Source organism: Desulfobacca acetoxidans DSM 11109, assembly GCF_000195295.1.
Classification (GTDB): domain Bacteria; phylum Desulfobacterota; class Desulfobaccia; order Desulfobaccales; family Desulfobaccaceae; genus Desulfobacca; species Desulfobacca acetoxidans.
Genome location: NC_015388.1, coordinates 934,059 through 956,460, shown reverse-complemented (window position 1 = coordinate 956,460; position 22,402 = coordinate 934,059). Strand labels below are relative to the sequence as shown.

The following is a 22,402-nucleotide window of genomic DNA, read 5'->3' as shown; positions in this document are numbered from 1 at the left end:
GCATGAAGCCAGACGTTATCGCAGTTTTAATTTGGGGAGTTTTGAGGCCGGCCAGATGGTTGGCCTATCCTGGTATGGCCGCGTTATCTATTTGTTATCGAAGGTTAGACTTGCGGGTAGGTGTATGAGCGAGGCCAAAAAAGTATTAGTCGTAGGAGGTGGTATTGCTGGCCTGACCGCGGCCTGGGAGCTGGCCAATCTCCAGGTAGAGGTACTTCTTATCGACCAGGCCCCCTTTTTGGGCGGGCATGCAGCGCAGTTTGCCTGCAAGGCCATCGATCGCTGCCTCAAATGCAATACCTGTCTGGTCGAACAGCGGTTGAGGGAAGTGGTCGGCGCCCCAGGCATCGACGTCAGGTTGCAGACCCGGCTTACCGGTGTAACCAGGCAGAATGGCCGGTTTCAGGTTTTGCTCAGCCAAGGCCCGCACTATATCGATGCTAACAGATGCACCGACTGTGGCATCTGCTATGAAAGATGTCTGGGAAAGGCCGAAGGGGCTATCCGGCTGGCACCCTCGCACAAAAATCACCCGTTCTACTTTATCAATCCCGAACAGTGTCTGTGCGACGGTCTGGGCAAGGCCCGCCAATGCCAGTCGGCCTGTCCGGAAGGGGCCATCGACCTGGATCGCCAGGACTCCGAAATTACGGCGGCAGTGGACGCGGTGGTGCTGGCTACCGGCTATGTGCCTTTTGATCCGCGTCAAAAGCCCCAATTTAATTTTGATGCCTATCCCAATATGCTCACCGGCCAGGAACTGGAACGCCAGTTACGGGATCAGGGCCGGGTGTTGCGGCCTTCGGACGGCCAACCGGTGCAGAAGGTCGCCTTCGTGCAGTGCGTAGGCAGCCGCGACCTCAGCCTCAACCATACTTTCTGCTCCCGGGTGTGCTGCGGCTATGCCCTGCGCCTCGGATTGAGGCTCAGTCATGCGCAGCCGGATACCAAGATTTCGGTCTTCTATATGGACATCCAAAATTTCGGCAAGGATTTCGACCGCTACCTGAGGGCCGCAAACAGTAGATTCAGGTTTATCCGCTCTCTGCCGGGCGATTATTTTCCCGCGCCGGAAGACAGGATTGCGGTGCATTATTTTGAGCCTCAACAACGGACAGTGGTCAGCGAAACCTTTGACCTGGTGGTACTATCGGTGGGAATTATGCCCCGGCCGGAAAATCAGGTCCTCTGTCAGATGCTGGGTCTGGAAGTGAATGAACACGGTTTTGTCATCAATGACCCGGCCGCAGACGCCACCGGAGTAGTGGTAGCTGGAACCGTCGAAGGCCCCAGGGATATTGCCGAATCGATTACCCATGCCTCCCGCGCCGCAGCCCAATTGGCCCGCCATTTAGGAGTGTTGCCATGACCCCCCCTACCCGGATCGGATTGTTTCTGGGTCGGAGCGCTGCTCAATCCACGCCTCGATTGGACCTGGCGCGCCTGAAAAAAGCGGGTGAGTCCTGGAACCAGGTTAATGTGGTGCAAGAGTTGGAGCAGATATACAGTCCTGAAGGTCTCTTGCGGCTTAGAGAAGCCATGATCGACTATAACCTGGAAGGTGCGATGCTGGTGGCCGATTCCCAGGCACTGGGGGTCAAAACTTTAGCCTTGCAGTTAACGGCCGCCGGTCTGGATCCGGAAGTGATTGAATCGGTTTCCTGGCGGGACCTAAACTTGACTGACCAGAACTCGGAGTTGAATAACCTCCAGGTTGAGACCGTGCTCCGCCAGGCCATTGCCCGATTTGTTCATAAAGACCGCTTACAATTCGAGGACATGTCCGTTTGCCAGAAGGTCCTGGTGCTCGGCCACGGCTGGAGTGCACTTCAAGCAGCAACCCAGCTTAGGAATCTGGGCCTCACGGTACTCCTGGTCACCTCCCGGGGCGAATTGGGAGATAAACGCCCTGCCAGCGGCTATACCGAGGAAACCGCCCGGACGTTAGATCAGTTGCTGGCGGAGGCGAATCACCCTGCCGAAATCGAGGTTCACCTATCCAGCCGGATAATGGAATTTGAGGGGACTGCCGGTCAATACCGGGTATTGGTGGCAGACAATGAAGGTCGTTCTCAAACATATCAGGTAGGTGGCGTGATTCTGGTGCCGGAACCGGAATTAATCACCGATTTTGCCGCCTGGAATCCGGCTCCTGGCAGACGGGCGATATCTCTGGGCGACCTCGAAGACTGGTGGCCGTCTCGCGATAAACCGGCGCCATTCCAGACACTTACCGCAGCAGAGCCTCATCCGGTGATTTTCTTGCTGGGATTTACCCACCATTCCTCTCCGTTATCGCAGCAACGGGCTTACCGGGCGGCCCTGCGGTTGGCTGAAGGCTACGGCCAACGGGTGTTGGTGTTGCTCGACCACTATAAGGTAGCTGACGAGGGTTTGGAAGCGCTTTCCCAGCAGGCCCGGCAGGCGGGGATAGTCTTTGCAAAGGTCAACGGGGGACAGCCGGTGATCGAGACCACTGATGATGGCGCCCTGGCGGTTCGCTTTTTTGATGAGGTCATGAACCAGGATATGGCGGTGAGGCCGGAGTTACTTATCCTGGAAGAAGCCATCCAACCACCGGGTGAGGCACGGGAACTGGCAAAGGTTCTGGACCTGCAGTCCGATAGCTACGGTTTTATTCAGGGGGATCATATCTATAACCTGCCGATTTACACGAACCGCACCGGGATTCTGGCAGTCGGTCCGGCCCGCGGACCTATCAGCCTGGCGGGGAGCTTTCAGGAGGTCAGGGAGGCCGCCCTTCATCTCTGGGAACTGCTCGGGTCGGGTTCTAGCAGGGCGGCCCTGAATCGGATCAGCCTGGACCGCAGAAAGTGCGCCATCTGCCTGACCTGCTACCGCCTTTGCCCGCACCGGGCCATTTCCGTGGTTAACCGCCGACCGGTGTTTTCCGACCTGGCCTGTAAAGTCTGCGGCCTGTGCGCCGCTGAATGTCCCATGGAGGCGCTTCAGATTCACAACTACAATGACCGGCAAATTCAGGCCGAACTCTCAGTACTGGTTTCTCAGCCAACCATAGCCTCAGACGCCGACTATCCTCTGATCCTGGCCATCTGCTGCCGGAATTCGGCCCTGGAGGCGGCCCGTCTGGCCATCCAGCGGAAGCTGGCGCTTCCTCCGGGGCTGGGACTGATCGAAGTCCCCTGCGCCGGGAAAGTGGACCCCAATTACGTCATGACCGGGTTTAAAGCAGGCGCCGATGGGGTGATGGTGTTGGCCTGCCATCCGGAGAGCTGCCGGTCCTACCGGGGCAGCCCGCGGGCCCAGGAGCGGGTGGCCCTGCTGCAGGAATATTTGCAGGAAGTCGGTTTGGAGCCGGAGCGCCTGGTATACGGAGGTCTGGCCTCAGGCATGAGCCAGGAATTTGCCCATATGGCCCGGCAGTTGGCCAACAGACTCCAAGAGTTCGGCCAAAGTCCTCTACGCCGAGCAAACAATCGGGAAAAGTCTAATTTCCCTCACCCTAATCCTCTTCCGGAGGGAAAAGGGATTTAAGGAAGGTATTTTCTGGTTAATTTTCATTAGCTGGCCGATTTTTATTAACTAACTATTATTTTTAATTAATTTTCATGACTAGTAAGTCATCCGCGAACCATGAAAATCATCTGCCGGCGGCGCAGGCTTTCCAACCTGTGCAGAACTTATTTTTTGGAAACTTGAAACCTTTATCCAGCCTGTGCAGAGGTTGTTTTCCAACTCATAAAGGAAATAATGATGGCCGACATTGACTTGGCCCGGCACCTTCCCGAAGCCCTGAGTATTCCGCACGCCTGCTATACCTGCAGTACCTGTTCCTCCCGTTGCCCGGTCTCCGGCGTCGATGGTCTTGATCCCCGCCAGGCTATCCGGATGATCGCTTATGGCAGGGCACAAGAACTGATTGATTCCCGCTTTCCCTGGATCTGCACCTTATGCGGCCGCTGCGAGTCGGCCTGCCCCATGAACGTCCCCCTCCTAAAAATTTTGCGTACCACCCGCGGCCTGAGGGAGAGGAATAAGGTGCCCGGGCCGATTCACAAGGGTGTGGTCATGGACCTGGAGAGAGGCAACAACCTGGGCATCCCCCGGGAAGACTTCCTCTATCTGCTTAATGACCTGGGTTATGAATTGGAAGATGAGGGCCTGCCCGGTTTTTATGTGCCGATTGACCGGGAAGGGGCCGACTTTATGGTTACCATCAACTCCAAAGAACCCTTCGCCGAGCCTGATGATTTGAAGTTCTGGTGGAAGATTTTCTACGCCGCCAAAGAGAGTTGGACGGTCCCGGCAGTACACTGGGAGGGCGTTAATTGGGGGCTGTTCTCCGGCGACGATGAATCCATGCGGGAGCTGGTAGGACGGATTGTTGCCAACATGCAGCGGCTGCAAATCCCCAATCTACTCTTGCCGGAATGAGGACACGCCTACTTCGCGACCAGGTTGGGTCTCGAGACATGGTTCAAAGAGGAAATGCAGCACTTCAAGATCTGGAGTGTCTTTGACGTGCTCAAACATTATTTGGAGAGCGGTCGCATCCGGGTGGATAAATCCAGACACCCGGAGCTGGCTACCTACCATGATCCGTGCAACTACGGCCGCAAGTCGCTGCGAGCCTTCGGCCACGGTTATTTTGATGAACCTCGCTACATCCTTTCCCAATGTGTGGAGCATTGGGTGGAGATGTATCCCAATCGGGTCGAACAGTTCTGCTGCGGAGCGGGAGGCGGGGCCTGGGCCATGCCCTATGATAAGGAACGCATCTACTACGGCAGGGTTAAAGCCGGCCAGATCAGGGAGACCGGCGCAAAATTGGTGGTCACACCCTGCCACAACTGCCGGGACCAGATTATGAAGAGCCTGGCCAAAGAATATGATCTCGACATTGAAGTTAAGTATCTCTGGGAACTGGTGGCCGACTCGCTGATTATCGAACCCTGGAATGAAGCGGAAATCGCCCGGGCCCACCGGGAGCAGGAGCTCCAGGGAAAGAAACTGTATTTCGAACCACTGCCTCCAGCCAGGGATTAAGGCATCATTCTTTTAGCGGGCGCGCCTGCCCCTCTCCTCTCTGTAGCTCACCCCAAGCTTAGCCCGGCGTTTCTCACCCATCCGCAAGGTCCCCAGGACCGCTTCTCCGGATAGGAGGGGCAGTTGGAAGAGGAGAATGAGAGATCGGGATGCTTCCTTATCCAATTAAAGGGCGCAAACCTTCAAGTCCGTGGTCATTATGGGCTCCTCAGGACGCAGACCTGGAGGTCGGCGCTGCCGACTTTCAATCAGAACTTATTTCCTTGATAAATTGCATCAGTTTGTATATCAACTTAAAACAAGAGAGATGTATGAACCAGAGATACAGTATCGAAAAAAATACCGGCTTCATTATCTACCGGACCGCCCTGGCGCTCAGAGCAGCCTTGCAGAGGGCCTTGAAAGAGCAGGAATTTGATATTACCCCGGAGCAATATGGGATTTTGCATCTGCTCCGGGAAGAAGAGGGGCTTTCACAAAAGCAGATCGGCAATATCCTCTTCAAAGACAAACCCAACATTAGCCGGATGTTGGATGCCCTGGAGAAAAAAAGCCTAATCCGGCGCCAGGCGGCCGACCGCAGGAGATATTCCATTTTCCTCACCGAAGAGGGAAAAAAGCTGGCGGAAGAGATCCTTCCTCTCCGACTACAGTTAGAGGCAAAGGCTTTCAATGGTATATCAGCAGGGGAAAAAGAAATGTTGGAAAGCATTGCTAATAAAATCTATGGGAATATCTCATAATTTTTTTCATTTTATAGTTATTATAATAACTGTTGTCTTCAATAGCCGGGGAAACGTCTGATCGGTCAGGTTCTGAGAAGAGGAAGACCTTTGCCGGCTTTGAAGGAGAGAAAAACGAGGTGCTCCGGTCAATGCCTCTCCCGACAAAGCTCGCCAACCAGCGACGCCTTTATGCCGGGCCGGGCGATGCAAGCACACCGCTTGCAGAGGGAATATCAAATATGTTGAATCTGGGTAGAGTGAAAAGGCTTTTCATGGTCCCGCTGCTGTTGCTTCTGATAGCCCCTATTCCGGCTTTATCCACTGAAAAAACGGTCCGGCTCTATTTCTTCCGGTCTAGCGGCTGTCCTCACTGCGACCGCGAGAAGGTATTCTTACACCGGCTCGAAAAAAAATACCCTCATCTAAAGATTAACTCCATTGATATCACGGAAAGCCGGGCCAATCTGGAGTTGCTCCGCCGGGTGGCCAAACATTTCAATATGAGCCTGGGCGGTGTCCCGGCGACCGTAGTGGGGGGCGAATATATTCAAGGCTGGCAGGGCGAGGCTACTACCGGGGCCATCCTCGAAGCTGCGGTGCAAAAAGCCCTGGATCAAGAAATCACCAATCCCTTGGAGGGATTCATTCCGAGTTCCCCGGTCCCGGTCGAAGTGGCCGCACCGGCGCCGAAAACTCTTCCAGGAACTATTACGGTGCCTTTATGGGGGGAGGTACAGATCAGGCAGCTTTCTCTGGGCTTCCTGACCATCCTGTTTGGAGCCTTGGACGGTTTCAATCCCTGCGCCATGTGGGTTCTGGTATTGTTGCTGGGGCTGCTTCTGGGCATGGAAAACGTCCACCGGCGCTGGATCTTGGGAACTGTGTTCATAGCAGTCTCGGCCCTGGTCTACTTTCTCATTATGTGCGCCTGGCTCAACCTGTTTCTGTTTCTCGGACTGGTTCTGTGGGTCAGGATTATCATTGCCCTGGTGGCCCTGGGCGTGGGGTATTACAATTTACGGGACTATTTCACCAACCGGGCCGGTGCCTGCAAGGTCACCGGGGGACCGCGTCGGCAACGCCTCACTGACAGAATTCATGAGGTCACCCGGAAGCAGAGCCTCTGGCTGGCCTTGGGGGGCATGATCCTGCTGGCCTTTGCCGCGAACGTGATAGAGCTCCTCTGCTCTGCCGGTCTGCCGGTAGTATACCTGCAGATTCTGAGTTTCAATGCCCTGCCGGTATGGCAGTACTACCTGTATATCATCCTGTATATCCTGATTTTTATGCTGGATGACCTGCTGGTTTTCTTCGGCGCCATGATTACTTTGCAGATCACCGGTCTTTCCACGCGATACAAAAGATGGTCCAATCTGGTCGGCAGCCTCATCATGATAGCCATCGGTATCCTGCTGCTGGTCAAACCGGAAGCGCTGAGGTTCGGGTGATCCCGAGAAGTCTGTCCGCTTTCGCTTAAGACCCGCCTTCCCCCCGATCTGCTGCGCCAGAATATCAGGTAGGTGGCGACCGGGCTTCTCCCTATAGAGTATGTGGGGCTGGTAAAAAATTGTTTGCCGGAGTATCCGGTCCGGAGGGAAGGCCCCGAAGGGTTAATGCTTCGGGGCGGGGGCGTTGGGGGGAGTAAGCCGGACTACAGAGAGGCCGGCCAGAAGAGGAAGCAGGAGGCGTTGGCCCTCATGATCCTGCGGATTGGCATAGACCACCACCAGGTCGCCGGGGGCAACCCGTACCGCCAACCAACCGGTGCGGAGGGCGGCTATTCCCCCAGCGGCAGCCTTTTCTTGAATGAAAAGCACCGTGGCCCGTTCCCCCGCCTTGAGAGGGGCGCTGCTCTTGACCACATGCGTAAGGTTGAGGGTAAAAGACCAGGGGTCGCCGTCGGGCAGGAGCGGCAGGAGGTTTCGCCAGCCGGCCGGGGCGGGCCGAACTTCCTCCACCCGGCCGATCAGGATATCGGAGGCCGCGAGATTTTTCGCCTGAATCTGTTCCGGGGGCAGCATTCCATAAGCCTTTCCGGGCAGCAGCAGCATGGCTGCGATCAACAGTCCCGAAATACATCGGCAATTTCCGGTAAACACCAAGGTCTTTTCCTTTCTAGGGCCAGCAGTCATGAACTCAGGGAAGAGATCAGGAGCGGGACTGAAGACGGCGTATCAGTTTACCATAAATCGTTCAATATGCTCTGCCACCGACAGGGCCCGGCTTGAACCAGGGCCCTGCCGGAGCAGACGTCAAACGATATTATGAGTTGCGGCGTCTCCAGATCAAGAGGCGAAATAATCCGCTTCCCATCAGGAGGACCGCCCCGGGCAGCGGCACCGCTCCCCCGGTAGGTTCGAAGCAGGTGACGCCATAATGTAGGAGTCCGGAATAGTATCCCCCCCAGGTCATGGTGTGATCACCGTCGGCCCAGGTATCATGGATGTAAATTGTATTCGTTCCTGGGATATAGCCATAGCCGAACATGGAATGGCCTTCGACGTGGATCATAACAACCTGACCGGCGTCGATTGCGGCCTGATACTCAGCCAGGGTAAATCCGCCAGATATTTTGGCGTCAATGTATTGAGAAAAAAACTTATTGTCCGTGGATGGATTGTTGCCATAGCCCGCATAATAGAAGTATTCTGCCATGCCGTACATGCCGTCACTGTTATAAAAATCGGGACCGGCAGCATAAAGTTGGTAGGGATACAACTTGGCCCCATTGGTAAAAAAATAGAACGTTGTGGAGCCATTGACATTATTATAGGCATCCTGGCTGGTGCCCATGAAGTCGGCTAGACAGTTGAAGGAATGAGTCGCAGCCTGATCGTCGCCTGAATTAAGATAGGCGCCACCGCCACCGCCGCCACCGGTATAATAGTCCGGCGTGCCATTTGAAAACCGATAAAAATCGGTGACATGTCCCCAACTGGCGATGGAGTTGTTCACTAGATAACCCCAATTATAGTTGGGCGCAGGGAGCTTAGGAAAGGTATTAGCTTCAGCCACCCCGCCAGGTACCAGGTTGCTGTAGAAGAGCCCGCCGTAGCCGCTGCGGTCATAATAGCCCATCATCATACCGGCGGAGGTAGCCGAACACCCGTACCACCAGTCATAGTTTGGTCCGGGAAGAACGGTGCCCTCCTTATGTAACGTGAGTTCAGAGGCACCAGCCAAGGCCGTCGACAGGCAGAAAAGGGCGGCCACCACCACGAAACAGAGAAGGTTTTTGGGGGTTTTGCGTCTCATCTTGTCTCCTCCTTTGGGTAAAAGGTTAATATAATAAAGAATAATCCTCCTCGTAAAGAGAATTAAACCCGATATGAGGAAAAGAAACTTCATAATAAATTTTGCAATTATAATGCCAGATTGTATATATTATTACTAATTGATATTATTGTGAATAACGGCATTCCAACTCAGGCCTTGCCTTTAATGTTTCACAAAATGAACTTGATTAATTTTTTGATCCGGCGATCATATGGTAATAATTAGAATTATCTGGATTTAAAGGTTTTACCTGCTTGTACATAAAATGGAACAGTGACCGAGCCTACTGCAATTGTCATTGACTAACGGGCATTTCCTGGTAAGAATATGGGCAGATAATGTTTGGGGGGATGTATGCTCTTGACCGTGTGGTTCTATTTCTGTCTGGTTATCCTCACCGTCATTGCTGCGACGGCGGTCATCATCGTTTCCATCTTTGATTCCAAGGGCAGCATTTCCCTCAAGATCACCAAATTATGGGGTTTCTGCCTGATCAAGTGCATCGGCGTCAAGCCCGAGGTGTATGGACTCGAAAATATTGTGCCGGGCCAACCATACATCTATGCCGCCAATCACCAGAGTTTCTTTGATATCTTCGTGCTCCTGGCGGTTCTGCCCCCGACGGTGAAATTCCTGGCCAAGATTGAGCTGTTCGCCATTCCCCTGTTCGGCCAGGCCTTGAGCAGAGCGGGCAGTCTGCCCGTAGACCGGAGCAACCGTCAGGCCGCTATGAAGAGCATTGATCGGGCCGCCAAAGCAGTGCGCCAGGGCAGTTCGATCATTATTTTCCCGGAAGGTACCCGCGCCACAACCCCGCAGTTGTTGCCCTTCAAGAAAGGCGGATTTGTCCTGGCCATCAAATCCGGCCAGCCCATCGTGCCGGTAAGCATCAACGGCAGCCGTTTTATCATGCCGCGCGGCGGGCGCCGGGTTCGCTCCGGCCCGCTCAGAGTCGTGTTCGGCCAACCGATACCAACCGACACCTATAAAACCAAGACCAAAGACGCCCTCATGTCTCTCCTGCAGGAGGTGATTGAAGCGAACTACGACCCGGATTATCCGCATAATCTGACCTCATCCGAATCAACCGCCCGCGGGTGCGCCAAAGTTCTGACTCAAGCCCCCTGAGAATTATGAATCCCGAACCTCACCTCCACCAGCAACTCAACCAGGAGCAGGAAGCCTGGGTTGACCTGATGTTTCTGGGAGGGTTGGGGGAAATCGGCCTCAATTCCATGGTCTTTGAAACCTCCGACCACCTGGTGGTCGTCGATGCCGGCATCATGTTCCCCGAGGACTACATGCTGGGCATCGATATGGTTATCCCCGATTTCTCGTATCTCCGAGAACGCCGGGATAAGATCGCCGCCCTTATCCTCACCCATGGGCATGAAGACCATATCGGCGCCGTCCCTTTCCTGCTCAAGGAGCTCAACCTGCCGGTCTACGGGACGCCCCTGACCCTGGCCTTGCTGCGGGAAAAGCTAAAGGAACATCATCTCCTGGAGCAGTCCGAACTGCACCTGATCGACCCTCGGCGACAGTTGGTGGTGGGGCCCTTTGTCTTCAATTTCATCCCGGTGACCCATAGCATTGTGGACGGAGTGGGTTTTGCCCTAACCACGCCGGTGGGCACCTTTATCCACTCCGGGGATTTTAAAATCGATGCCACCCCGACTGCCGGGGAGGTCACCGATCTTAACTCTTTTGCCGATTACGGCAACAAAGGGGTTCTGGCCCTGCTGTCTGATTCCACCAATGCCGAACGCCCCGGTTACACCCTCTCGGAGCGTGATATCGGCTGCACCCTTGAAAACCTGATCCGCGAGGCCCCGGGGCGGGTGATCGTTGCGGTTTTCTCCTCGCACATACCCAGGCTGCAGCAGATTATTGCTATTGCCGCCAAACAGGGGCGTAAGGTCCTCTTTCACGGCAGGAGCATGGTGACCAATGTCGGCCTGGCCCGCCAACTGGGTTTTCTGCAGATGCCGCCGGAACAAGAGATGACCACGGCGCAGTTGAAGAGTCTGCCCGACCACGAGATCATCATCGTCACCACCGGCAGCCAGGGTGAGGCCATGAGCGCCCTGGCACGCATCGCCCTGGATGCGCACAAACAGATCCGGATCAGGTCCGGTGATCTGGTGATCCTGTCCTCAAAATTTATCCCCGGCAATGAAAAAGCCATCAGCACGGTCATCAATAATCTCTACCGTCTGGGGGCGGAAGTGGTCTATCACGAGGTGGCCGACATCCACGTCTCCGGGCACGCCTCCCAGGAAGAGCTGAAACTGCTCCTGCAGTTGACCAAACCTCGCTATCTTATTCCTATTCACGGGGAACTTCGCCACCTGGTGAAACATGCCCGGCTGGGACGGTCCTTGGGAATGATAGACGCGCAACTGTTGCTGGCCACGAACGGCGACCGCTTCCGCTTCGATGTCCAGGGAGCTCAAAGACTGACCAGGATTGAGGTAGGCCGAATTTTCGTAGATGGCAAAGGGGTGGGAGACGTGGGCAATATCGTGCTGCGGGACCGGCAGCACCTGGCCGCCGACGGCCTGTTTCTGGCCTTGGTGGCGGTAGATGCCACCTCCAAAAGACTAATTTCTGGACCTGATCTGATCTCGAAAGGATTCGTCTTCGAAGCGGAACAGTCCGATATGCTGGACGCCGCCAGGGAAATTATTCTGGAGATCATCTCCCGGGCCTTGGCCGAACCGACCCAGGACTGGCTGGAAATTCAGATTCAGATAGGCAAGGCGTTGCGGAAATATTTTTTCAAGCTGTTGGAGAGACGGCCGATGATTCTGCCCTTGATCTTGACGTTATAAAACTGACCGGGAGGCTAGGGGGTCCGCTGAAAAAGTCTTCACCCAGAGCCCGAGACGTATTATAATAACTTAGGTAGACGCAATATCATAACTTAAGCATCGGGTTAATGAGCATTCTCTTGCTTTCTGAAACATACTCTCATTCAGGCGCCTGTAGCTCAGTGGGATAGAGCAACGGACTTCTAATCCGTAGGTCGCAGGTTCGAGCCCTGCCAGGCGCGCCAGTGATATTAAGGGGTTAGCTGAATTGGCTAACCCCTCATTTTTGCCCTGGTGAATACATACATGAATACGCGTCAAATTTTCTCCCCCCCTATAATTGTTCATACCCGCATTGAGTCCGATACCTTTGATATCTTTGATACGGATTTTTTGTTTCCCGGTATGGACCCTTCAATACTGCATCGGCCTGTTTCAACATCGTCTCGGTGTTGTCTAATGCGGTCAGTGCCATGCTTTTCTCTGCTCCAAATAAAAAAGCCTGAGAATTGTCAACGGACAAAACGCCGCCCCTCAAGGCAAACGAGATTTTCAGGCAACCGCTAGTCTATAAATAAAAATGGCCGCATAACGGAGAGCCTTTCCGTTTTTGTTATTGACATTCGGATTAGAAGACACTCACCCGCCTGGTCAAGAAAAAGTATTCATGCTGAGTAATTTCTTTTTATCTTGACGTATTCCTGTTGATATCAGATAATTTAATCATGATTTCTGTTGATACTCTCAAGGCTTATGAAATCCTCCTGGCCGCCAAATTGCCAGAAGAGCAAGCAAAGGCAATTTTGGAAGTAGTTAAGACCGCCCAAGAGACAGGGGTTGACCATCTTGTTACCAAAAGCGAGTTCAAGGAGGAAATGGCCGGATTGAGAGCAGAAATTTACCGCATAAAATACGATATCTTGAAATGGCTTATCCCGCTTATTATCGGTCAGGGGGCCGTGGTAGTGGGTTTGTTAAAAATGCTAGCATGAGAAGATACTGCTCTGGACTTCAGCGCCTTGGCCCTGGTCCCCCGGCAATGCGGAGCGGGTACCCGAAGAAGTAGCCTCCCCGGGAGGGGTTGCAGCGTTTGCGCTACGTTCCCAAAGCAGTTCTTTAGAAAGTCATGGCTGGATGGTGCCCCGCTCACCCCATGACAGGCATGGATAGAGAAGGTTCTAGCGGGGGGGGGCCTTCTCCTAACTTCAATCTCAATCTCTATGTGCACTTACACCCTCACCTTAATCCCCACAATTCCGCTTTCCATTAGTTCACCGCCCTGCCGTTCAAACTCCCAAGCCGCCTCATTCACCGGTCTCTTGTGCTGGGGGTGACTCGCGTCGGCGTAGCCGGGGTGCGTGATGATTTTCGCCAACTGCCCCGTAATCTCCGCCGCCCCTTGGGAAGATATGGCCTCTTCAGGGAATCGCAGCCTGAAGAGCTGCTCCGCCTCCCGAACTGCCGCCTTGAGTCTGGGGTGTCCGGCATCTAGATATTCACTGGTGGGGTAACGGGAAAAATAATTGTCGTTGACATGATAAAATAGTTGACGCTGATCAAAAAGCCGTTTCGGGCTGCGGCCAGGCGATGGAGCAATGTCGCATCACGACATTGAGAGGCGTGTAGGTCTGCCAACTGAGACAGACGCCGCCGCCAAGTTTGTGTCGTCCTGGAAATACGGAGCCATTATACTGTATCGGAAGGGCAAGGTAAAAGAGAGACAGACCGCATCGGCCTATTAAAGCTGCTCTGTTAGCTTTTGATTGAGAAAAGCCCTGGGTCCTCCCAGACAACCTCACCTTACAACAAGGTTACACAAAAATATAATGGACATTTTATGTGCTAAGAGACCCGGACATTTGTATTTGCTATTGACAGAAACACAACTATATGATGATTTTCAAAGGGAAATTTGTTAGGTTAGGTGAGTGATTATAATAAGGGTTTTTCAACGACCTTCTTCTATGCGGCTGCAAGGGGTTTCATCAGGTTAATTTCAAATGATCACAGGCTGGACTGAATAGAGATTAAAACTATGTATAGAATCTCCATTAAGAGCTTAATTTTCCTAATGCTTCTTTTCTCTTGGTTAATCGGTTGCGCCAAGGAGGTGGTGCTTCCTCCTGTGGAACCTTGGCCCAGTAAGGTAGTCACCAGCGATGGCATGGGATATTTTGTCTATAATTTGAGAATTCCCGGAACCAAGCAAGCCGTTAAAATGAGGGAAGGCGGGGCGATTACTTGGATACCCTTGGCTGATATCGCGAATATCCGTTTTACCGGTCCGGTTTGCGATCAATATCGCCCGGCGAGAATTTTCCTGCTCAGAGGCGGCAGGCTCGAAGGTGAGCTTTTCGTGGATTTCATTATAGAGGGCACCTCTGACCAAGGGTATTGGAATATCCCAATGAGTAAGGTCGAAGCCGTCGATATCGGCTCTGATTGAGAACGCCGCCATGTTGGGCTTAAATTGAGTGGTAATAATGCTGGAGTATGTTCTGGCCGGTGGGTTGGGTCTGATCCTGGGAAGTTTCCTCAACGTGGTCATCACCCGGGAGCCTCAGAGAGAAGCTTTGGGCCTGGGACGATCCCGTTGCCCGGAATGCCGCCATGATCTTACCTGGTATGACAATATCCCTCTGCTTAGTTACCTTTGGCTTCAAGGGAGGTGCCGATATTGCGGGGTCGCCATTCCCTGGCGGTATCCACTGGTGGAGTTAGCCAGCGCTTTGTTGACCCTCGCTCTCTGGATAAAATTTCCCGGTAATATTCTACTGTTGGCCTATGTCCCATTTGCCCTGGCCCTGCTTACCCTCAGCGTCATCGACTTGGAACAGGGACTGCTCCCTGATGTTATCACCCTCCCAGGTATTGGGTTTGGTTTGCTTTCCTCGTTGGTTTTCCAGGAATTGAGTTTTTTCAGCGCCTTGGTGGGCGCTCTGACCGGGGCCGCAGTGTTTCAGGGAATTGCCTGGATTTATGCAAAATGGGCGGGCAAACAAGGCATGGGAGGCGGAGATGTTAAATTGCTGGCAATGATAGGTGCATTTCTGGGCATTCAATCGTTACCGTGGGTGATTTTCTTGAGTGCCAGCCTCGGCACGTTGACAGGGATTATCCTGGTTTTGAGAAAAGGGCGGCACCCGAAGGAAACGTTGAGAAGCCTTCCCATTCCCTTCGGACCGTTTCTGGCGATTGGGGGTCTTTTTTACCTTTTTGGAAAAGAATATCTGCTGAGATTCCTGGAAACAGGGGGGTTATTCTGAGCCAGCGGCTCATATAACACATCCGCTACCCTTCTTATATAAAAACAGTGAGCCGTGAGCCGTGAGCCGTGAGCAGCAAAAACATTATTGTGAGCAGCCGCCACGATTCTGTTTTTATGCTTCGTTGGGTTCGGCAGAACATGTGCACTTATATAAAAACAGTGAGCCGTGAGCCGTGAGCCGTGAGCCGTGAGCCGCAAAAACATTATTGTGAGCAGCCGCCACGATTCTGTTTTCATGCTTCGTTGTGTTCTTGAGAACATGTGAACTTATATAATTTCTCTGGCCAAAAATAGTTTTGGTCATTGACTCTTTCGAGCTGAAGTAGCTCAGGATTCAAGTTATACACCAGCTCCTTAAGGCCCGCCGGTCAGACCCTTCTCATCAAAGCGATCATCTTCCTCCGCAATTGGCCGAACAAAGGTCCAGCCGCCAGGCCGGGCCACCAGTTCCCACCCTGCTTCCCCGGCGCTGCCGGTGGGCAGGGTCATCGGCAACGTTGCGACATAAATACCGGTCCCGGCAATGGTCGTAGCCAGTCCAAGAGGCCGTCCGACGACCGCATCGAAGAATACTATACCCGAGCGTGGCAAAGCGTCGGATTTCAGGTTAAATTTAGAAGGCCGAAAACGATAGCCGACATCTCCGGCCAACGCCGGATTTGCCCAGACACAGATAAACATTATGCCGAAAATAAGAATCAAACGATTTCTTTTCATGGGACATTCTCCTCACCAGCAAAGATAGTTCTTTAGTTTTAGTTCTCGGGTTCCTGAAAATACTTGCTCGGGTTCATGTTTAATAGGCTGGGGGAGCCACCTCCCGGGGGTAGGTTGAGGGTTCCGGGGTCCGGCGTTCGGTTTTTATCTCCTGCACCCCAACTTTTTCTTTCATTTCGTGGGTAACTCTGGCACCTTCCTGTAAATTAGTGACGATATGCGGTGTGATCAAGACTACTAACTCGGTCTTCTGTCTGCTGACCCCGGTGGAACCGAATAAAGGTCCCAAAAGGGGGATACGGCGCAAGCCAGGGATGCCCGCCTGGGTTTCGGTTAGGTCCTCGCGAATGAGACCACCCAGGACCACGGTCTGGTTGTCCCCGGTGATGAGTTGAGTCTTGGCATGACGCACTGTAAAGGTGGGACTGCTGGTCACTCCAGTTGTGGTGGCCGTGGCGTTGCTCACTTCCTGGGCAATTTCCAGAGTCACCAGTCCCTTGGCATTAATCTGGGGTTTTACCGTTAATATAATGCCGGTGTTGCGATACTGGACGGTGTTGGTTTGGAAGGAAGTCGTCTGACTAACCAAAGGTATGGATTGGGAACTGAGAATTGGGACCTCTTCGCCAATCATGATACGGGCTTCCTGGTTATTGGCGGCCATAATGTGGGGAGAGGCCAAAATATTGACTTTACCCTCGGAGGACAGGAGATTGATCAGGCCCTTCAATTTGTTGGCCGTATCCAAAGCCACGAAGGTCAAACCGCTGGCCGCGGCAAATTGAGCTGAGGCCGGACTGTTAATATCTACTCCCTGAATCGTGCCTGGAACTATGGTAGTGGAAGTGCTGCTGGCCACCAGCGCCCCGCTGTTGTCGGAGGTGCTTTCGGTTGCAGTTGTTGGAGATTGGCCAAGGAGAAATTCCAACCCGTATTTAAGGTCGTCGGTGAGACGGACCTCGGCGATTAAAACCTCGTTGAGCACCTGGCGGGGCATGATGTCCAACTGTTTGAGGAGCCGGGAGATGATTTTCCATTCATAGGGCGGGGCCATAATTACCAGCAGATTGTTTTCTTCATCGGGGATGATCCTGACGCCCTCTTTGGGGGTCGTGCCGCTGGCGGCATCCAGGGCGGTTGCTCTTTCCTTTAAGGGCGCTGCCGAGGCCGAGGCGCCGCTGAGAGGGCTTGCCTCGCCCGGGGCAGACAACATATTAGCGCCGGTCCCCAGCGTGCCGGAGGTTGTCTGCATGGCAGTGCCCGTCTGACCGGACCTACCTCCCCCCAAGCCACCAGAGGTTCCCAGGCCACCCTCGAGACCGGAAGTTCCACCAGTGGTTGTTCTCTCCGGCCCAGTCTCCTTGATGGCGTCAGCAGCAGGCGTGCCGCCGTAAACCTGAGTCAAGAGACTGGCCAGATTCTTGGCCTTATAGTTTTCCACTTGATAGACGTGCATGTTGGCCAGCAGGTCGGTTTGCATATCGAGCTGCTTAATCCAGTAGGAAGCCCGATCCATCAAGGCCCGGGAGGGAGCAAGGATCATTACGGCGTTGAGGCGTTCCACCGGCATAAAACTTACCCCGAACCTTCCTTTCTCACCGCCGGTCCCATATGATGAGAAAATGGTTTCCAATTCTTTGATGACCTCGCCGGGGCCGGTGTTTTTTACCCTGATGACCTTAACCGAGCTTTCTGCCAGACCCCTTGAATCTAAAAGGGTAATCAGATTGACCAGGCGATCCAGATTATCCGGGTTATCCGACAGGACAATAAAATTATGGCCGACGGCGCTAATGGCACCGGCTGGCGACACCAGGGGCTTTAAGGCATCGGCCATTTCTTTGGCAGGGGTCTGATCCAAAAAGACTACCTGAGTTCTCATCCCGGCTGGGACTGTCCCCTGGCTATAGACAGGCATACCTTGAGTAAAAGCTTTATCGGACGGAACAATTTTATACAGCCCGTCGGCTCTAATCATGGTGGCCCCATTAATGGATAGCAGGGTTTCCATGATGGACAACAATTCGCTCTGTCCCAGCCTGCCTGTGGCCCGCACCGAAACGGTGCCCTTAACTTTGGGATCGATGGAATAATTGAGGCCGATGACATCGGCAATGACCCGGACCGCTTCTACTAGATCGGCATTTTTAAGGTTTAAATCTATGGGATAAACTTTTTCGCCTTTGTTGCGAGTTCGACGGGTTTGGGGGATTTTTTTCAAAACAGACCCGTAACTGGCAATATCACGTTCATAATGCATAACTTCATCATTAGGAGACAACTTGGTGGTTTCGGATGGAGGGGTCTTTGGGGGGGTTGTAAAGACCCTCACCGGAGGTCTAACCTGGGTTGGTTCCGGAGGCGCCGTCACCACCTTGGTGGGCGCGCAACCATATAATTCAAGCCCTCCCAAAAAAAAGAGAAAACCAATTATTCCTTTTATTATTGCCTTATTTAGAAGCATACTTTACTTCCCGTCAAATATTTTTCTCCTTCCTTGGTTTCATTCTGGAAAATTTAGCGTCGTCTTACCGTCCCTGCCTTGAAAGACCACGGCATCATTGGTTATTTCCATTACTTTATAACCTTCCCACTGTTCTCCCAAACGCAGGGTATCCACTGGATCGTCTTTGGTTTTTTTCTTTGTGGAACTGTGGCCGATCAATGCCACCCTTTGATTGCCGATAATCATGGTTCCCAGCAAAATCTTTCCTTCCAGACTCCCCTGGCACTGCTGGGTGGCATCAGGGCCGAGGTCGGGACCTGTACGGTCCTGGCTAAACAGGTTTTTGGTGGCGACTACCCGAAACTCATTCAAGCTCTGCTTACTCCTTAGCATTGGGGCCACCGGAATTTCAGGAGTTTCCCGTGATTGGGCCGGATCAGGAGCCTCCTTCTCGTCGAACCAGACATTAACGATCCCAAACAAGGCAAGACAATTGAGAACCAGCAGAACAATGACTAACCAATGCCCAATTCTACGACCACCCATCAGCTTGGCGTTCCTGTCTTATGCAGGATTCCGGAAATTATCATACTGACTTGCAGCAAGGCCTTATCCTTGTCAGTCCTGACGACGCGTGGGGCATTGATCTCTACTTCCGGAATGAAAAGAAACTTTTTATGATGCTCAAGATTGAAAAGAATAATGAGCAGTTGGTCGATTCTGGCGGCCATGGCAACCTGAACCGGAACCTCCAGATAAGGACCGGCTTCCCGGGTCGGCAGGGGTTTGGCGCTGGTCAACTCGACTCCATGTTCACGAGCCAGACTCTTAATGATATCTTGGAGATCCGCCGAAGCCACCGCGGGATTGTCCCCGGCCAAAAACTGCTTCTCCGTCTGGGCAAAAGCCGTCTGCAAAGCCGTAATTGCTTGTTGGGCCACTGCTCTATTGGCCGATAGGCTCTGGTATTTAGCCAAGAGTCGGCGTTGTTGACCAATCTTCTGATCCCAAGATTCCTCCAGGTCAAGGAGGGGACCGATGATTACCAAATAGGCTAGCAGTATACCCAGGCCGCCTATTCCGAGCCAGGCCCAACGCTGTTGCCGGTCCGGCAGCTTATCGAGAAGCTGTTTCCAGGCCCTTAATTTCTGCTTTAATTTTAAAATGTTCGAGTTTATTAGCATCGGTGACTATGGGTGAAACGAATTCGGTTTTTTTCAACCAACCTGATTTCTCCAAAAGAGGAATCAATTCAGAGGCAGATTGGGACATCCCACCAATTTCCAGAACCTGTTTGCTCAGCCTTACGGAGTAAAGCCAGGTATTTTGGGGAATAATCTGGGTTAGATTTCTGAGCATCAGCAATGTATCCGGGGAAGCACCAATATTACGCAGGTTCTCCATCTGCTGCGCCAAGGCTCGACCTTCTTTTATCAGCCCTTCCACTTCCCGTGCTTCCGGTGTCACCGCAGCAATCTGACGGTTTATTTGAAAGAGAAGTACGCGTTTGTGGATCAAAGCACTACCAGCCCAAATAAGGCCTAAGGCTACGAGTAAACAAAATAGAATTTTGATCAGGGAAAAGGATCTGAAACTGACCGGCTCCCGCTCGGTCAAAGGCAACAGATTATGCTCCACCGATGGTTTTCCCAAACAGGTCAAGGCTGCCCCGACGGCAGTCAGACTTTCGCCTTCCTCCCGTTGCCCAGGGGACTCCGGCAGAACGATTTGGCCGGGATGAACAACTTCAAATTCATATTCCTGCGACAGCCGATTGACCATATCCCTGGTGAATTTCCCATAAACGCACAGTGTGGTGCTTCCCGACCCCTCCGCCACTATACGGGCAAGGTGAGTCTGGACCACCCTGATAAAATCTTTCCTTGGTATTTCCCGTTTCACAGAAAAATTATTAACCGCGCGTCCGTTAATCTGGGTCAGCTCAAATCCATCGGTCATCGTATGTAATAAGAGCCAGGAAGGAGGAAATTTTTTTTCCGCCAGCAAGAGGGCTGCATTGGCAGCGGCACAAGGAGCTAATTCAAGCCCCACAGGGCGTAAGCCTGCTTCCTTCAATATATTCAACCAACGCTCTATCCTTTGTCGGGGCACAGCCAGAAACATAAAATGAATTTCCTGATCGGTCTCCTTGACAACATGAAACGTGTAGTAGAGATCCGAGGCTGGCAGGGGTAAAAATCGGTCCAATTCATAGGCCACGACCTGGACCAGATTTTCCGAGGCAGCAATCGGGAGGACACCCTTTTGGAAAAAGCCAAAATCGGAACTGACCGCCAGGCTTACCGGGCTTCCCAACGATTTCCAGTCTTGAATTGTTTCTCGGAGTGCAGGGAGCACTTCTTCCGGGTTATCCGTTTTATAAGCGATCTGCCTGAAAAATTCCGGTTTAATCCCCGAAAGATTTTTCTGAACCTGGACCAGGGTAAGCTTCCGTTTATCCACATAGATACCTAACCCTTCGGCCCCGCTTAATATTGTGGCAGTCAGGTTTCCCCACAAACTGCTTAATGTATCGGTTAGATTCTTCATCCGGGAAAGTCATCCATCCACGACACAAAGCTCCAGGGAGACGATTGATTCGGCTGCAATCGAACTATTGCCTTGGTAGTATAAGACCCCTTACCATTTATTACTGTACCCTTGGATTTTATTGTAAAAAAAAGGGAACTGGCAAATGAGAATGGTTGTCTTTGACCCAGCCAAGGATCTAACTGTAAGGACCCCATTTCTTGTAGATTCTGCAACGATTTCTGTTGCCGGGCTATGACAATGGCGGCAACATTGTCATCTGACAATCCTACAGCCCGTAGAACTTGAGGCGGGGCGGTATTGACATTAATAGCCTGACCGGTGGCCTGAACTGTCAGAAAATCGGTTAATATGGGAATGATGGAGCTGTTTTCAAAACCTCGGACCCAGGCCAGTTCCTCAACCGTTTCAAATCTACCGTTTTTAGATACATAAGGTGGTTCGAGACGCAGGTAATAGGAACTTTTGGCACCATATGGCTGGGGTTGGTCTCCCCGCGTACGCCAATCTATGATGGAATCAACCATGGTTCGTGTCTTTATCTCGGGAATACCCAGCACCATAAAAAGTCTTAGTAGAATTTCCTCTTTGGCCTGGTTAAGATTGATTTTGCCGCCTTCATCAGCAACCCGTACTTCGACTTCTCCTGCCGGGAATTTCAGTATACGAGGTTGGTTGTCCAGGCGCAAAATATCTTGATCACTGACGTTGCTCTGAATAATCCGGTTACCCTGAACGGCAGCGGCTTCAACCCTGCGGACACGGGCTAATTTTCCCAGAGAATAATAAACACCAGCTTCGGCCAGACGCCGAGACTTGCGTACTTCCAAAAAATTGGCAGCCAAGGTCAGTTCCAAGCGCCATTCCCGCCCCCAACTCAAAATTAAAACGCTCATCAAGGCCAAAATCAGGGTCACAACGAGGAGCACGGCGCCCCGTTCATCCCTGGGAACCAGATTAGTTTTACCACCTAGGTTTCTTTTAATTTTCTGCCACATATATGGGGATGACCAATATCATCGGTTGATGGCCCTTAAAAGTCAGGATGATTTTCACCCAGGAGGGCAACATCCCCTGGGTTTTTGCATCCCAGGTAGCGGATGGATTCTCACCGCGGCCATACGTTATGTGGGCCGAGGTCAAATTACGGAAAATAATCTGCCTGACTTCCACTCCTTCCTGGTCGCGCCGCCAATTAACGTTTTTAGTCTGCTCTACGGCCAAAACTTTCCGCCCTTGTTCGCCCTGCCCCACCAGAATCCGCCAATGGTAGACGCCCCCCAGGTTCGAAGCTTCCAATGGCACAACCGTAAAAAATCGCATTTCCCGGGAAGTTCCATGAAAATACAGTCGTCTGCCCACCGAACCAAGAACCGCCGAGCTTATCGAGCGTTCTAAAATTACCTGGCCCACCCGCAATTCCTGAAAAAATTCCGCGGTGGCCCAGCCTCTTTGCATACCCTTCAATGTTATGTTGAAGGAACTGTAGATCACCAAAACCACCAGGCTGGTTAAAGTCAAAGCGACAACCAATTCCAGCAGGGTAAAACCAAGTGCATTGTTTCGAGTCCTGGCCATG

At 52.6% G+C, this 22,402-nt stretch carries 21 protein-coding genes and 1 tRNA gene; 13 read left to right on the top strand and 9 right to left on the bottom strand.

All coding sequences use genetic code 11. The features are described 5' to 3' along the window. Positions 1 to 124 precede the first annotated feature (124 nt). The 5 genes from DESAC_RS04070 (at position 125) to DESAC_RS04045 (ending at position 7,201) form a co-directional block, all read left to right on the top strand. Positions 125 to 1,369, top strand: a complete 1,245-nt coding sequence (locus tag DESAC_RS04070) for an FAD-dependent oxidoreductase (RefSeq protein WP_041283796.1) — start codon at positions 125 to 127, stop codon at positions 1,367 to 1,369. Then, positions 1,366 to 3,516: a hydrogenase iron-sulfur subunit gene (locus tag DESAC_RS04065; protein WP_013705809.1), complete on the top strand. Its 2,151-nt coding sequence runs from the start codon at positions 1,366 to 1,368 to the stop codon at positions 3,514 to 3,516. The genes DESAC_RS04070 and DESAC_RS04065 overlap by 4 nt, the downstream gene beginning before the upstream one ends. A 216-nt stretch (positions 3,517 to 3,732) precedes the next feature. Next, positions 3,733 to 5,028 (top strand): (Fe-S)-binding protein, encoded by a 1,296-nt coding sequence (locus DESAC_RS16565; protein WP_013705808.1) that lies wholly within the window; start codon positions 3,733 to 3,735, stop codon positions 5,026 to 5,028. Positions 5,029 to 5,339: 311 nt separating this feature from the next. After that, positions 5,340 to 5,771 carry a MarR family winged helix-turn-helix transcriptional regulator gene (locus DESAC_RS04050; protein WP_013705807.1) on the top strand — a complete coding sequence of 144 codons (432 nt, stop codon included), beginning with the start codon at positions 5,340 to 5,342 and terminating at the stop codon, positions 5,769 to 5,771. 221 nt (positions 5,772 to 5,992) lie between these two features. Continuing rightward, a complete protein-coding gene (locus DESAC_RS04045; RefSeq protein ID WP_148231175.1) occupies positions 5,993 to 7,201 on the top strand; it encodes a glutaredoxin family protein in 1,209 nt (402 codons plus the stop codon). 162 nt (positions 7,202 to 7,363) lie between these two features. On the opposite strand, the gene DESAC_RS04040 is transcribed toward DESAC_RS04045, so the two are convergent. Next, positions 7,364 to 7,855 (bottom strand): hypothetical protein, encoded by a 492-nt coding sequence (locus DESAC_RS04040; RefSeq protein WP_041283794.1) that lies wholly within the window; start codon positions 7,853 to 7,855, stop codon positions 7,364 to 7,366. 160 nt (positions 7,856 to 8,015) lie between these two features. Continuing rightward, positions 8,016 to 9,008 (bottom strand): PEP-CTERM sorting domain-containing protein, encoded by a 993-nt coding sequence (locus DESAC_RS04035; RefSeq protein WP_013705804.1) that lies wholly within the window; start codon positions 9,006 to 9,008, stop codon positions 8,016 to 8,018. Between the two features lie 375 nt (positions 9,009 to 9,383). On the opposite strand from DESAC_RS04035, the gene DESAC_RS04030 reads away from it, so the two are divergent. From DESAC_RS04030 to DESAC_RS04005, 8 genes are all read left to right on the top strand, one after another. Continuing rightward, positions 9,384 to 10,157 carry a lysophospholipid acyltransferase family protein gene (locus DESAC_RS04030; RefSeq protein ID WP_013705803.1) on the top strand — a complete coding sequence of 258 codons (774 nt, stop codon included), beginning with the start codon at positions 9,384 to 9,386 and terminating at the stop codon, positions 10,155 to 10,157. A gap of 5 nt (positions 10,158 to 10,162) precedes the next feature. Continuing rightward, positions 10,163 to 11,863, top strand: a complete 1,701-nt coding sequence (locus DESAC_RS04025; RefSeq protein ID WP_013705802.1) for a ribonuclease J — start codon at positions 10,163 to 10,165, stop codon at positions 11,861 to 11,863. 147 nt (positions 11,864 to 12,010) lie between these two features. After that, positions 12,011 to 12,087: transfer RNA gene (locus tag DESAC_RS04020), tRNA-Arg, on the top strand. Between the two features lie 480 nt (positions 12,088 to 12,567). After that, positions 12,568 to 12,834, top strand: coding sequence for a CCDC90 family protein (locus DESAC_RS04015; RefSeq protein WP_013705801.1), 267 nt, complete (start codon positions 12,568 to 12,570; stop codon positions 12,832 to 12,834). A 338-nt stretch (positions 12,835 to 13,172) separates the two neighbouring features. After that, on the top strand, positions 13,173 to 13,334 hold the full coding sequence (locus DESAC_RS16210) for a hypothetical protein (RefSeq protein WP_169311503.1): 162 nt from the start codon (positions 13,173 to 13,175) through the stop codon (positions 13,332 to 13,334). Between the two features lie 103 nt (positions 13,335 to 13,437). Beyond that, the gene (locus tag DESAC_RS16205) at positions 13,438 to 13,584 is read left to right on the top strand and encodes a hypothetical protein (RefSeq protein ID WP_169311502.1); all 147 of its coding nucleotides are present in this window, start codon (positions 13,438 to 13,440) and stop codon (positions 13,582 to 13,584) included. A 293-nt stretch (positions 13,585 to 13,877) separates the two neighbouring features. After that, complete coding sequence (locus tag DESAC_RS04010; protein WP_013705800.1) at positions 13,878 to 14,288, top strand: hypothetical protein; 411 nt, start codon at positions 13,878 to 13,880, stop codon at positions 14,286 to 14,288. A 37-nt stretch (positions 14,289 to 14,325) separates the two neighbouring features. Then, positions 14,326 to 15,108, top strand: coding sequence for a prepilin peptidase (locus DESAC_RS04005; RefSeq protein WP_013705799.1), 783 nt, complete (start codon positions 14,326 to 14,328; stop codon positions 15,106 to 15,108). A gap of 356 nt (positions 15,109 to 15,464) precedes the next feature. Here DESAC_RS04005 and DESAC_RS15025 read toward each other — a convergent pair whose 3' ends face one another. The 7 genes from DESAC_RS15025 to DESAC_RS03970 all read right to left on the bottom strand — a co-directional run bounded on the left by DESAC_RS15025 (position 15,465) and on the right by DESAC_RS03970 (position 22,401). Beyond that, entirely contained in the window at positions 15,465 to 15,827 is a 363-nt protein-coding gene (locus DESAC_RS15025) for a hypothetical protein (RefSeq protein ID WP_013705798.1), read from the bottom strand. Between the two features lie 79 nt (positions 15,828 to 15,906). Beyond that, entirely contained in the window at positions 15,907 to 18,087 is a 2,181-nt protein-coding gene (gspD, locus tag DESAC_RS03995) for a type II secretion system secretin GspD (protein ID WP_169311501.1), read from the bottom strand. Positions 18,088 to 18,330: 243 nt separating this feature from the next. Beyond that, positions 18,331 to 18,819: a hypothetical protein gene (locus DESAC_RS03990; RefSeq protein WP_013705796.1), complete on the bottom strand. Its 489-nt coding sequence runs from the start codon at positions 18,817 to 18,819 to the stop codon at positions 18,331 to 18,333. Beyond that, positions 18,819 to 19,457, bottom strand: coding sequence for a type II secretion system protein GspM (gene gspM, locus DESAC_RS03985; RefSeq protein WP_041283793.1), 639 nt, complete (start codon positions 19,455 to 19,457; stop codon positions 18,819 to 18,821). The genes DESAC_RS03990 and gspM overlap by 1 nt, the downstream gene beginning before the upstream one ends. Continuing rightward, positions 19,390 to 20,823 carry a PilN domain-containing protein gene (locus tag DESAC_RS03980; protein WP_013705794.1) on the bottom strand — a complete coding sequence of 478 codons (1,434 nt, stop codon included), beginning with the start codon at positions 20,821 to 20,823 and terminating at the stop codon, positions 19,390 to 19,392. The genes gspM and DESAC_RS03980 overlap by 68 nt, the downstream gene beginning before the upstream one ends. Continuing rightward, positions 20,820 to 21,821: a type II secretion system minor pseudopilin gene (locus DESAC_RS03975; protein ID WP_013705793.1), complete on the bottom strand. Its 1,002-nt coding sequence runs from the start codon at positions 21,819 to 21,821 to the stop codon at positions 20,820 to 20,822. Before DESAC_RS03975 ends, DESAC_RS03980 begins: the two co-directional genes overlap by 4 nt. Next, positions 21,805 to 22,401, bottom strand: a complete 597-nt coding sequence (locus DESAC_RS03970) for a prepilin-type N-terminal cleavage/methylation domain-containing protein (protein ID WP_013705792.1) — start codon at positions 22,399 to 22,401, stop codon at positions 21,805 to 21,807. Before DESAC_RS03970 ends, DESAC_RS03975 begins: the two co-directional genes overlap by 17 nt. Position 22,402: the final 1 nt, after the last annotated feature.